11 protein-coding genes are annotated in these 11,629 nt (G+C 74.7%); 1 reads left to right on the top strand and 10 read right to left on the bottom strand.

Annotation, left to right across the window (positions count from 1 at the left end; genetic code table 11):
- The 9 genes from ACYC1Z_RS04920 to ACYC1Z_RS04880 all read right to left on the bottom strand — a co-directional run.
- Positions 1 to 3,043, bottom strand: a 3,043-nt coding sequence (locus tag ACYC1Z_RS04920) for a peptidoglycan-binding protein (RefSeq protein ID WP_461408426.1), incomplete at its 3' end; no start/stop codon positions are given.
- Between the two features lie 38 nt (positions 3,044 to 3,081).
- The gene (locus ACYC1Z_RS04915; protein WP_461408425.1) at positions 3,082 to 3,498 is read right to left on the bottom strand and encodes a hypothetical protein; all 417 of its coding nucleotides are present in this window, start codon (positions 3,496 to 3,498) and stop codon (positions 3,082 to 3,084) included.
- A gap of 53 nt (positions 3,499 to 3,551) precedes the next feature.
- A complete protein-coding gene (locus ACYC1Z_RS04910) occupies positions 3,552 to 4,094 on the bottom strand; it encodes a hypothetical protein (RefSeq protein WP_461408424.1) in 543 nt (180 codons plus the stop codon).
- Between the two features lies 1 nt (position 4,095).
- Complete coding sequence (locus tag ACYC1Z_RS04905) at positions 4,096 to 5,547, bottom strand: hypothetical protein (protein WP_461408423.1); 1,452 nt, start codon at positions 5,545 to 5,547, stop codon at positions 4,096 to 4,098.
- Positions 5,544 to 5,990: a hypothetical protein gene (locus ACYC1Z_RS04900; protein WP_461408422.1), complete on the bottom strand. Its 447-nt coding sequence runs from the start codon at positions 5,988 to 5,990 to the stop codon at positions 5,544 to 5,546. Before ACYC1Z_RS04900 ends, ACYC1Z_RS04905 begins: the two co-directional genes overlap by 4 nt.
- Positions 5,991 to 6,002: 12 nt before the next feature.
- Positions 6,003 to 6,554 carry a hypothetical protein gene (locus ACYC1Z_RS04895; RefSeq protein ID WP_461408421.1) on the bottom strand — a complete coding sequence of 184 codons (552 nt, stop codon included), beginning with the start codon at positions 6,552 to 6,554 and terminating at the stop codon, positions 6,003 to 6,005.
- A 9-nt stretch (positions 6,555 to 6,563) separates the two neighbouring features.
- Positions 6,564 to 8,234 (bottom strand): phage tail sheath C-terminal domain-containing protein, encoded by a 1,671-nt coding sequence (locus tag ACYC1Z_RS04890; protein ID WP_461408420.1) that lies wholly within the window; start codon positions 8,232 to 8,234, stop codon positions 6,564 to 6,566.
- Between the two features lie 46 nt (positions 8,235 to 8,280).
- Positions 8,281 to 9,588 carry a hypothetical protein gene (locus ACYC1Z_RS04885; protein ID WP_461408419.1) on the bottom strand — a complete coding sequence of 436 codons (1,308 nt, stop codon included), beginning with the start codon at positions 9,586 to 9,588 and terminating at the stop codon, positions 8,281 to 8,283.
- A 151-nt stretch (positions 9,589 to 9,739) separates the two neighbouring features.
- Entirely contained in the window at positions 9,740 to 10,624 is an 885-nt protein-coding gene (locus ACYC1Z_RS04880; RefSeq protein WP_461408418.1) for an AfsR/SARP family transcriptional regulator, read from the bottom strand.
- 265 nt (positions 10,625 to 10,889) lie between these two features.
- Here ACYC1Z_RS04880 and ACYC1Z_RS04875 point away from each other — a divergent pair, with 265 nt between their 5' ends.
- Positions 10,890 to 11,063, top strand: a complete 174-nt coding sequence (locus tag ACYC1Z_RS04875) for a hypothetical protein (RefSeq protein WP_461408417.1) — start codon at positions 10,890 to 10,892, stop codon at positions 11,061 to 11,063.
- 38 nt (positions 11,064 to 11,101) lie between these two features.
- On the opposite strand, the gene ACYC1Z_RS04870 is transcribed toward ACYC1Z_RS04875, so the two are convergent.
- The gene (locus ACYC1Z_RS04870) at positions 11,102 to 11,608 is read right to left on the bottom strand and encodes a mycothiol transferase (RefSeq protein ID WP_461408416.1); all 507 of its coding nucleotides are present in this window, start codon (positions 11,606 to 11,608) and stop codon (positions 11,102 to 11,104) included.
- Positions 11,609 to 11,629 lie beyond the last annotated feature (21 nt).

The following is an 11,629-nucleotide window of genomic DNA, read 5'->3' as shown; positions in this document are numbered from 1 at the left end:
TGCCGGCGTCCTGCACGAGGGTGGGGACGGTGCCGGCACCGTGGAGGTCGACGATGGCCTGCGCGTCGTCGCCGCCGTCGACGGCCGGGATGCCGGCTGCCCGCTGGACGCTCCACAGCACCGGTGTCCCGGCGGGCCGCACCGCCACGGTGAGCGTGATGGGCGCGGCGGGGCGCACCGAGTTCTCCAGGAGCGGGACGGGCGGGTTCACGGTGGGGTTCTCGGCGAAGTTCGCGGGGACCGGCACGGCGGTGCCGGGGACGACGTGCGGCGGCACCGGGGAGTTGCCCAGGCGGGCGGTGTGCGCGGCGGTGCCCGGGATCGTCATCGAGAGGTTGCTCAGCTCGACGACGGTGACCTGGGCCCGGTCGCCGTCGGGCTCGAGGGCGTCGACGCCGAGCTGGAGCACGGCGTCCCGCAGGCCGCCGCTGACGGCGGCGCCCTCGACCCAGAACCGGGTACCCGCCACGGGCACGCCCGCGTTCGGCAGCAGCACGGGGGTGGGGACCACCGCCTGCCCGGCGCCGGCGACCTCGTCCGCGGCGGCGAAGAGGCGGGTGCGAGCGTCGAGGGGGGTCAGGGTGAGCGTGCCGGCGAAGGCTGCCGGCTGCGCCTGCCGCACGGTGAGCATGGCCCGGCCGGCGTGGTTGCCGGCATCCTGGACCTGGACGAACCGGCCCGGGTCGATCTTCGCCGCCTCGGACAGCGCCGCCGGGTCCGTGCCGCCAGCCGTGCGGCTGGCGTGCAGGTCGAGGAACAGTTCGACGGACGTCATGGGGTGGCGAGCCACGAGGCCCGGCGTCCCCCCCACGGTGAGGGTCAGGGTGAGGACGACGTCGCCGACGGCGGCGCCGGCGGTCCGCCCCTCGGTGAAGAGCGTGACCCCGGCGGCGAGCCGGGCGGCGGTGAAGACGTTGTCGGCGCCGTCGAAGCGGATCTCGGTGCCCCCGGCGACTGCGTCGAAGAACGCGACGGAGTCGTGCGAGCGCTCGAGCAGCCCGCTCCCGCTGAACGCCGGCGTGCGCAGCACGACGGGGCGGCGGGCGGGGTTGGTGTGCGGCTTGCGCACGATGACGACGTCGGGCCCGGTGATCGTCGGCACCACCGTCGCCACCGCCTTGTCGACGACGAGAAGGTGCACCGGGACGCCGTCGTAGCGGAAGCACGTGGCGTTGCCGCGCACGTCGGTGAGGGTCTGGGCGGCGGTGCGCAGGAGGAACGGTCCGTCGACGAACGCCACATAGGTGCCGGGCCCCTTGTGCGGCGTCGGTCCCGGGAAGGTGAAGCCGCCGTCGGCAGCGGTCTTCCGGCGGATCGGGACCCCGGCGTGCGTGGGTGGCGTGGTCGCCGGTACCTCGCCACCGAGGTACTCCCCGTCGGCGGCCATGAGTACGTAGGGCCGGTTCGCGAAGGGGGTGCCGTCGGAGAAGGTGATGCGGCCGACCACCTCGTGGGTCTCGGGCTCGACGGGGGTGCGGCACCAGCGCGGCTGCGGCGGGGTGGGGCACGACTCGGGCCACGGCACGACGAAGTCGTGCACGGCGGTGGCCGTGCCGTCGTCGAGGCACCAGTCGCCGCCGCCGGCGCCGTCGGGCACCTGGTCGAGGGTGATCGGCTTGGGCACCTGGGCGGGCATGACCGACTCCTTGACGAACATGAGCTCGGTGCGCCGGTTGGGCCGCCACGCGGTCGGCCTGCGGTCCACCGGGTCCTGCTCGCCACAGCCGATCCATCGCAGCGGTCCGGCGTCGCACCCGTCGGCGGCGTCGGGTATCAGGCGCGCGGTGTCGAGGCTGAGGGCGTCGTGGGCGAGATACTCGCGGATCAGGACGGGCCACGTGGCGTCGCCGACGACGCCGTCGGGCACGAGGCCGTGGTCGGTCTGGAACTGGCGGACGGCGGCGTCGGTGAGCGCCGGGTCGTCGTCGGTGTGCGCGGGGTCGGGGTCGACGTTGCCGAGGTAGCGGCCCAGGTCCTGCAGCATGAACTGGTACTCGCGGGTGCCCCAGGTGTCCTTGACGGTGGTGATCGTCCCGAACGGGCGGGTGCGGCGCTGCTCGTCCCACTCCGCGACGGCGGCGTCGGCGGCCGCGGCGCTGGTGCCGAAGGTCATCATGGCGAAGGTGGCGCGGGCGCGACGCTCGGACAGGGCCTGGTTGTAGTCGTCGCCGCCGGTGCGGTCGGTGTGCCCGACGACGAGCAGCCGCTCGTCGGGGTGCGCGGCGGAGTAGCCGATCACCTGCGCGAGGACACCCCGTTCGCACGGTTCGACGAAGGCCTTGTCGAAGTGGAACGTGATGACGAAGACGGTGCCGATCCTCGCCCCGCGCCGCAGCACGATGGTGGCCGACGCCGTCGCCCCCTCCACCACGCGCACCTCCGCGGAGCCGGTGAGGACCTCGTGCTGCCCGGTGGGGGTGCGGTCGTCGTCGACGAGTGCCTCGGCGGTGTACCGCCCGGCCGGGAACGGGTCCTCGAACCAGGTGTCGGGCCGGATGCGGGTGGTCAGCACCCGGTCGAGCGGGGTGCCGGTCTTCTCCTCGGTGCCGCGGACGCTCACGCGGACCCGGTCCATGTCGAAGGCCGGGTCGCCCTCGACGACGACGGTGACGGAGAGGCGCCCCTCGGTCACCGGGGGCGGTGGGGGTGGGGGGATCACGATCTCCGTGCTGCCCACCAGGGTCGCCTCGGTGAGCTCGCGCAGGGTGAGGTGGTACTCGAACGCGGCGGGGCGCCCGGCGAGCTCGCGCACGTCCATCCGCTCGATGAGGACCTGGTCGACGGCGGTGGCGGAGCTGATGTCGGAGACGAACGCGACGGGGTCGCCGGCGTGGAAGCGCGTCCGCAGCTCCGCCAGGTGTTCCTTGACCTCGGGCGCGGTGAGCACCCCGGTGAGGACGAGACGGGCACCGCGCCGGCCCAGGTCCTGGAGGAAGTCGCCCTCGAGCGCGGGCACCCGGTGGCGCACGACGGACTGGTCCTCATCGGTCTGGACGACCTGGACCTGTTCGAGCTCGAGGTCGCCCAGCATCGGTCTGACCACGGTGTCACCTCCTCCCGTGCGCGTCGGTGCGACCCCGGTCAGGCCTTGAGCGAGTTCAGGTGGGCGGTGATCGCGTCGATGAGGCTGAGCAGCTCGGCCTTGACGGCCTCGACGGACGGCAGCCCGGTGACCACGGAGGCGACGTCGGCGATGGAGTCGATACTCGCCGCCTCGTCGGGCAGGATCTTCTTCGCGGCGTCGAGGAAGGCCGGGATCTTCCCGGTGAACTCGGCGACCTCCCCGAGGCCCGGGATCGCCCCGACGTCGAGGTTCTTCAGCTCGGTCTTGAGCTTGGTGAGGAGGTCGACGAGCAGGTCGATGAGCTCGTTGACCTGCGGGACCAACGAGGCGATCGCCTGGATCGCGGGCTTGATCGTCGCGACGTTGTCGTCGAGGAATGCCTTGAAGTCCGCGAGGACCGCCTTGAGCTCCTCGAAGAGGTTCGGTTCGGCCATGATGCGCTCCCTTGTCGTGGTGGTCCGGCGCCGGGTGGCGCCGGTGGCGGCTCTCAGCCCCCGATGGCCTCCCGGAAGGTCCGCAGCCGTTCGAGCAGGCCGGTCAGGGGCGCGACGAAGGCGTCCAGCCCGGTGGAGAACGGCAGGGCGATGTCGAGCCCGTCGAGGACGTCGCCGAGCAGGTCGCCGGCCTCGCCGAGGATGTCGACCTCGAGCGCGGCGGTGTCGGCGGGCTCCACGGGCTCGACGTACTCGCGCAGGGTCAGGACGTAGGCGTAGGCGTCGGGCCGGCCGGCGAGCTGGCGCACCTGGAGGTCGTCCACCAGGACCTGCTCGATGCCGGTGCCGTCGGTGATGTCGGCGACGAACGCGACCGGCTGCCCGGTGCGCAGGTCCGCCTTGAGTCGGTCGACGACGTCGAGCGCCGCCGGGTCGGAGGCGACCCCGCGCACGGTCACCCCGGTGGGGGCACGTCCGAGGTTCTGCAGCATGGAGCCGTCCTTGCCGGGGGCCTTGTGCTCGGCGACGGCGCGCAGGTCGTCGGTCTCCAGGTCCTGCACCTGCGGCAGTTCGGCGCCGGCGAGCATCGGGCGCATGTCACACCTCGATCCCGTGGCGGCGGGCGGCGTCGGTCAGCACGCGATCGAGCAGTCGCTCCAGCTCGGGGGCGGAGGTCGCGGGCACGGCGCCGCCGATGCCGCCGGCGGCGGAGCTGTCCGCGGCCGTGCGGAGGTCGGCGCCCAGGGGTGAGCGGGGTGGTTCCTCGCGCCCGACGGCGCCGGTCTCGCCGGCGAGGTCGACCAGGCGGGCGGGGCGGGGCGGCTGCTCGGCGAACCGGCTGAGGCGACCGGTGCCGTCGTCGTCGGTGGGCGGGGCGGTGCGGGCGGGGTGCGGGCCGAGCCCGCCCGACGTCCGTGGCAGGTGCCCGGACCGGTCGGGCGTCGGCCGGCTCCGGCGGTCGGGAGCGGGGTGGTCGCGCACCTCGGTCACCCGGTGGTCGTCTCCACGGTCGCTGCGAAGGTCGGTCCCGCGGTCGCCCCGACGCGCGCGGCCGGTGGCCGTCATGCCGGCCGCGCCGGTGCCCGCGGTCCCGCCCGACCGGCCGCTTCCCCCAGCCGGGCCGGTCCCGCGCCGTCCCGCGCCCTCCGCCTCGTTCCCTCCCGACCCGGCGCCGTCGTCCGTGCCGCCGTGGTCCGTGCCGCCGTGGTCCGCGCCGCCGCGGGCGGCCGGGTGGGTCAGGGCGCGGCGCAGCAGGGCGTCGGCGCCCGCGGGGGCCGGGGTCCGCACCGGGACCCGGTCGAGGTCGGTCGGTCCGGTGGCGCCGAGCCGTCGCGCCACCCGGTCGGTGGCACCGCGCAGGAACTCCTCCGCCGCCGCCTCCTGACCGGTCATCGCCGCGGTCGAGGTGCCGTGCCGATGCACCCGGCGCACCGTGCGCCGGGCCGCGTCCGCCGGGTCGGCGCCGGCCAGCTCGCGCAGGCGGGCGATCGGCGGGCAGCCGTCGTCCGGCAGGGGTGGCGGCCGTCGTCTCCCGCCCGCGCCGGACGGCGTGCCCCTCCCCCCGTCTGCCGCCGGCTCGCGGGGCCCGTGCGGTGCCGGGGCGTGCGGTGCGCGCCCGCCCGGTCGCCCGGGCTCGGGCCGGGCCGGGTCGGGTGCGGTGCGGGGGTGTCGCGGGGTGCCCGGCCGCGACGCCGGGTCGGGTCGCCCGGGTGTCGAGCCGCGTCGGGCGTACTCGTCGGTCCGGTGGCCCCCCGGGTCGCCGGTCGCCGCACCCGCGCCGTCCTCGCGGCCGGCGAGGGCGCCGTCGAGGCACTCCCGCAGGCTGCGGCCGAGCAGTGGGCCGGGCAGCACCGTGGGCGGCTCGGGCGGTGGGGCGCACACGGCGTGCAGGTGGGCGTCGAGCTCGGGCACCGCCCGGGTGGCCCGCACGGTGGCCCGGCACCAGGCCCGCGGCGCTCCGGCGGCAGCCAGTGGTGGCGCCCCGGCGGTGAGCGCCGACGGCCCGACCCGCGGCACGGGCCGAGGGTCGGCGGGGCGGTCGGTGCTCATGCGACCTCCGCGGCACGCCCGGACATCTCCAGGTACATGAGGATCTGCCCGATGGTCATGCCGGCGACGTCCTCGGCCGTCCAGCCGAACTCGTCGGCGAGCACGAAGCACGCCTTCGCCAGCGGCGCCTGGACGAGCTCGGCCAGGCGGTCCCGCGGGGTCTCGATGCCGCTGAGCTCGTTGATCGTGTCGACCAGGAACCGGGCGAGCCCCGCGGGGAGCCGGCCCGCCTGCTCCGGCGTGAGCGGGGGCTCGACGACGGCGCGCGCGATCATCAGCCCGGCCGCGAGCTCCCGGTCGTCCTTCGCCGCGTGCGCGACGAGCTGGACGTCCCGGACGGTGAGCGGCCGGATCGTCAGGGTCCCGGCCGGGCCCCCCGGCGGCAGCGCGACCTCGTGGGTCAACGCGCTGCCGGCCAGCAGGTCCTCCGCGGTCAGCGTCATGTCGGGCCCCGGTCAGGCGAAGGCGACGTCGGTCGGGGTGGCCTCGCCGCCACCGCCGTCGGCCCCGCCCTCACGGTCCAGGACGCGGATCGTCAGCGCGCGGAAGCGCAGGTTCTCCACCACGAAGTCGTCCTCGGGCAGGGTGTAGCGCCAGTTCTCGAACTTCACGCCGGAGATCTCCAGCGTCAGGGAGCTCGTGGGCCGCGCCGGGTCCGCGAGCACGAGCGTGATCGAGAAGGCGGGCTGGACGTAGGGCTCGGCGACCGCCGTCGGGGCGGACCCGCGGCCCATCAGGAGCATGAGCAGGGCGCCGTTGACGTACGCCCGGCCCACGGTCCCCGCGATCCGGATGTCCCCCGGGCTCAGCGAGACGGGGTGGCGCCGGCCGACCTCGTAGAACTCCTTCAGCGCCGTGTCCACGGTGACGGTGACGTCCGTGAGGCGACCGACGGTCTGGATCGCGAACGTGTCCACGACGCTCTTCGCATCGGCGCCCTCGGGCGTGTCCTCGCTGGCCAGGGTCAGCGTCCCGTGCTTTCCGGTGAATACCTCTGTCAGTGCCATCAGGAGTCCTTACTCGAGGAACATCGTGACCTGGATGAAGTCGATGCTGAACGTGGGCCGCAGGAAGATGTCGACGCGGGCGATGCCACGGATCTCGTCGTCCCGGGTGGCGTGGACGTCGAGCCGGTAGCCGTTCTGCGGGGCCAGGAGCTCGTCGAGGACCATCCCGTTCAGGAAGTTGTTGATCGTCGCGCGCAGGGCACCGCGCACACGCTCGTTGTTGAGGAGGCCGATGTACGGCGTGGCGGAGCTGCGCACCCCGTACTTGGCGTAGTCGACGATGCGCCGCGTGGTGATCTGCCGCCATGCGGTGTTCGTCGAGGTGGTGATGCCCCGCACCAGGCGGAACCCCTGCCGCTTCTCCACGGCGAGGACCCGGCTGAGCACGAGCTGCTTGAGCTCGGCGCTGGAGAGGTCGTGCTCGAGCGCCTCCACCGCGAGCACCTTGTTCGTCAGGGAGATGTGCGGCGCCTGGGCCGAGAGCAGGCCCGCGACGGCGGCCGCCGTGTAGGCGCCCGGCAGGGTGACCTTCGGCGGTGGACTGACCGCGCGGTCGTCGGTGACGAACCCCGGGCCCACCAGGACCACCCGGTCGCTGTTGAGCGAGTGCGCGGAGGCGTCCTGGACGAAGTCGGCGCGATCGGGCTCCAGGGCGGTGCCGACGACGGCGACCCGCTCTCGCTTGTTGTCGTTGTTCGATGCGACGGCGCAGTGGGCGGCGAGGTCGTCGCCGACCCGGGTGGAGTCCTGACCGGCGGCGACCACGATGTGCGCGTCGACGCCGAGCAGTGCGTCGAGCCCACCCGCGTGCAGGGCGCCGGTGGGGTCGTCCGCACCGTTCGCCCCGCCGCCCAACGGGGTCGGGACCAGGGCGTCGGGCACCTCGGCCGCGTTCGCGAGCGGGGTGGCCCGGACCAGGGTGGAGTCGGCCTCGAGGTCGGCGACGAGGTCGTCGCCGGAGACCACGTCGAACTCCTCCTCGACGGCCACACCCAGCTTGACGGTGACCTTCACGGCCGCCGACCGGTCCACCATGTAGGTGGCGAGCACGGTGTCACCGACGGCGGGCGCGGTGCCGAACGTCAGGGCACCGCTCGCGGTGGTGACGCCCACCTGGGTGGGGCTCGGTGCGGCGTCGTACACGATGGGCACGACGGTGTCGGCACCACCGCCGCCGGGGCGCACCACGACGCGGTTGACGGCGGACGGGATGACGGGGAGGTGCGCGAGCACGGGGGGCGCGCCGGCCACGACCTCCTCGCGCACCAGGGCGTTGGCGTCGGCCGTCGAGACCTCGACCGTGAGGCCGTTGGCCCAGGTGCCCGGCCAGCGGGCGGCGACGTGGACGTTCGGGCCGCCGGCCGAGGCCAGGTCGAGGCCCGCGGTGGCGACGGCCGCGGCGGCCACCCGCACGGCCCACACGGTGGTCGCGCCGAACCGGAACGCCTGTTCCAGTGCGCGGGTCAGCGTGAGCTCGCCGGAGGCGCCGTCGACCCAGGGGTCGTAGGCGCCGAACGTGGCGAGTGCGTCGCTGTAGCTGCCGAGCAGCCGGGGGACGCCGACCGGGCCCTTGGCCGCGGTGCCGACCACCCCCAGGTTCCCGACCGTGATGGCGCCGGGCACGATGAGGCCCTCGGGGCGCACCTCGATGAAGACGCCGGGCAGGACTAGTTCGGTCATGACTTCCTCTCCTCCGACTCCTCGCACCACCGGGCGCCCGCCGCTCTCACGGCCGGCCGACCCTCAGGTAGACGACGGCGGTCTGGTCGAGTCCCGGGACGGGGCCCGCCGGTGGGGTGTAGCGGATCTCGAACCGGTCGGCCGCCGAGGCGAGCACGATCGGTGCGTCGAGGCGGCGGTCGGTGCCGGTGTAGGCGTCGACGGTGCCGTCCGTGTCCCAGTCACCCAGGCTCGGGCCGGGTACCGGGGGGCCGAGCGCCGCGAGGGCGGCCGCGGGAGCGAGCGTCACCTCGGCGTCGGTGTGGGTGGGTTCCGCGCCGGTGGTGGCGGCGAGGAACGTGTCGAGGTCGGGGAACACGGTGGGTGCCCCGGCCGCGCCCGCGCGGTGGAACGTGACGGTGCCGCCCAGGGCGGGGCCCGGCACCCAGGCGAGCGCGCTGACGTGGGAGACGGTGCGGGGCCCGCGCACCACGAGCGGCCCGGCCCCCTCCTCGTCCCAGCGCACCAGGGCATCGGTGAGGGTCTGCGTCTCGGTCGTGGGGGCCGACTCGTCACCGTGGTCGGTGGTGACCGGGATGCGGGCGATGAGGCCGGCCGCGTCGTCGTCGGCGGTGTAGCGGTACTCGTAGAGCACGGCGTAGCTGCTGGTCTTGCGCCAGGCGGGGATGGTGGTGACGGGCTCGGCGAGAGTGGTGTCGGCGGCGGAGAACTTCAGGAATCCGGCGGTGTAGAGCGCCTGGGAGTCGTCCAGCAGCGTCTCGTGCAGGCTGAGCATGGCGGCGTCGACGTCCCCCGGGCTGGGGGCCCAGAGCTGGAACCGCACGCGGGCGTCCAGCCGGCCGCCCCGCAGCGTCGACTCCCCCATCGCCCCGCTCTGCTGCGTCCCGATGTGCTCGCCCAGGCCGACCGTCTTCTCGGTGACCTGTTCGAGGGTGACGTTGGCGTCCGGGACGGCCGGCGGGGTCGCGGGCAGCCGGGCGGCCAGCACGGCGAGCATGTCCGTGACGACGTCGGTGAGCGTGGGCGAGGCCATGGTCAACCCGGCGAAGAACGGCGGAGCGGAAAGGTCGTGGGGGCCGGGAAGGCCCCGCGGGCCGACGATGTCGGGCGGGCCGAGGAGGAAGCGCGGGAGCGCGGGTGCGGTGCCGACGAGGCCCGCGCCGACGGCGGCGAGCTGGCGGTCGACGAAGCGGGCGACGTCACCGGGGCGGCGCCACTCGCGCCGCGCGCCGGTCTCCACGTCGGTGACGAAGCCGTGCCACCGCCACGGGCCGTCCTCCAGCAGCGCCCGGACCAGGAAGGACCGCGCGACCACGGGTGGGTCACCGCCGTCGTCCGCTGGCTGGTCCGCCATGCCACGTCTGCTCCCCGGTGAGCTGGTCAACCTGAGCAGGATCGTGCCCACCGGGAGTCTGCAGACCGTCTCCGTGGCGTCTGCGCCACGTCTTCTCGCGGGTCGCGTCCACGGGCGCCCGGGTGTCTCGGCCGGCGCGGACCTCGGACGCTCAGCCGGGGGGGCGCAGCCGCTCGCCGATCACCTCGACGCTGCGGCGCAGGGCGGCGAGCTCCGCCCGCATCGCGGCGAGCGCGGCGTCCTCGGCCCAGGCACGTCCGCGGACGTCGTCGTCGCGGACCGGGCCGGCATCGGCCAGGATCGTCGCCCCGAGCGCCTCGGTGCTCGCGGCGGGCCGCACCCCGAGCTCGGACTCGAGGACCGCCCGGCACTGACGGAGCTGGCGCAGGGCGCGGGTGCGGTCCCCCGCCTCGTAGTACAGCCGCATGAGCCGGCGGTGGCTGCGTTCGTGCGCGGGCTCGATCTCGAGCAGCCGCTGCGTCCACCCGACGGCGGCATCGAGGTCGCCCCGCCGCTCGTGCTCGCGGCTCAGCCGGTCCAGCAGCGTCAGGCACCGGTCCTCGAGGCGGGCGCGCGGAACGAGGCACCACTCGTCGAGACACCCGACGTGCAGCGGCCCGCGGTACAGGTCCGCCGCACCGGCCAGCGCGGCGAGCCGGTCGTCGTCGATCGCCCGACGGTCGGCCTCCTGCGCGATCCGGACGGCATCGGTGAACTCGACGACGTCGACCCACACGGCACGGTCCCCGTTGATGCGCACGGCGTCACCGTCCCCGACCACGAGGCGCACGCCGTCGGTGGCATCGGCGGCGCGGTGGACCTGCCACAGCGCCTGACGCATCGACTTCCGGGACGACTCCGACCCGGCTTCCGGCCAGAGGGTCTCCGTCACGGTCTCCCGCAGCAGCGTGTGGCCCGGCGCGAGGAAGAGCAGGGCGAGCAGGTCCTGGGCCTTGCGGAGAACCGGGGTGGGCAGCGGGCGGGGGCCGTCCCGGGCGGCGAACGGGCCGAGGAGGGTGACGCGGAGCTCGCTCACGGCCGTCCGCCACGGCGAGAGGCACCGCCGCCGGCACGATCCGTGCCGGCGCGGGTGGCCGCAACCCTGACTGTCCTGGACACGGTGGTGCCCCCAGTCCCCTGTCTGACGACTCCAGTGTGGGCCGGTCGACGGCCCAGGACAAGAGCCGCAGGATCTCGGATCACATGGCGTCAGAACCGGCCTCGGCGACGGACCGACGATTTCGGACATCAATACCGCCGGGGGTATCGGTGCAGGTGATCCCGTCGCGCCGGAGCACCCCGTGGCCAGCAGCGCCCGCCGGCTCGGCACCACCACGCTCCGGTGCGTTGTCACCGCCGCCGCCCTCCTACTCGGCCTGCTCGACCGGTGGGCCACCCCGATGGGCTCTGCCGTCTTCGCCGTCCCGCTCGGGTGCGCCGAGGGCGGGTACATCGGCGAGACGCTCCTCGGCTAGCGGCCTCCCCGGCGCGGGCACCGGTGAGGACCTGACGGTCAGCGCCGCTCGTACATCCCGCGCACGTAGGCGGCCTGGCCGATGTGCTGGAGGCCGTCGGCGGCGATGCTGACGAGACGGACGCCGAGCGTGACGGCCGGGTTCCAGGACTCGTCGACGATGCGGTCGAGATCCTCCTCCGCGAGCGTGGCGAGGAACTCTGTCGTCGCCCGGTGCACGGCGCCGAGATAGCCGCGCAGGTCGGTCGCGTCCGCCCGGAAGGCCCCGACCTCCGTGCTGGTCTGGCCGTAGCCGGTGGCGGCATCGTCGAACGGCAGGCTGAACCGCTCGGCCCAACCATCGGCCAACCAGAGCTCCTCCCGGTCCGCGACCGCGGAGACCTGGCTGTCCTGGCTGCGGGCGATGTGCCACAGCAGCCAGCCGATCGAGTTGGCCTCGGCGTCGGGCCGGGCCGCGAGGGCGGCGTCGTCCAGGCCGTCGAGCACCCGGGCCACGCCGTCGGGGATGCGGGAATAGGCCTCGATGAGGAGCTCAGCGATGTTCATGACCGTATTGTGTCGGTCACG

The organism is Georgenia sp. (assembly GCF_054605595.1).
Note: the sequence above shows the minus strand (reverse complement) of the source record. Positions and strands in the feature narration are given on the sequence as shown.

Coding starts and splice junctions, on each gene's coding strand:
- ACYC1Z_RS04910 (WP_461408424.1), bottom strand. CDS start 4,094: ATGCGCCCGATGCTCGCCGGCGCCGAACTGCCGCAGGTGCAGGACCTG.
- ACYC1Z_RS04870 (WP_461408416.1), bottom strand. CDS start 11,608: ATGAACATCGCTGAGCTCCTCATCGAGGCCTATTCCCGCATCCCCGAC.
- ACYC1Z_RS04890 (WP_461408420.1), bottom strand. CDS start 8,234: ATGACCGAACTAGTCCTGCCCGGCGTCTTCATCGAGGTGCGCCCCGAG.
- ACYC1Z_RS04885 (WP_461408419.1), bottom strand. CDS start 9,588: ATGGCGGACCAGCCAGCGGACGACGGCGGTGACCCACCCGTGGTCGCG.
- ACYC1Z_RS04915 (WP_461408425.1), bottom strand. CDS start 3,498: ATGGCCGAACCGAACCTCTTCGAGGAGCTCAAGGCGGTCCTCGCGGAC.
- ACYC1Z_RS04900 (WP_461408422.1), bottom strand. CDS start 5,990: ATGACGCTGACCGCGGAGGACCTGCTGGCCGGCAGCGCGTTGACCCAC.
- ACYC1Z_RS04905 (WP_461408423.1), bottom strand. CDS start 5,547: ATGAGCACCGACCGCCCCGCCGACCCTCGGCCCGTGCCGCGGGTCGGG.
- ACYC1Z_RS04895 (WP_461408421.1), bottom strand. CDS start 6,554: ATGGCACTGACAGAGGTATTCACCGGAAAGCACGGGACGCTGACCCTG.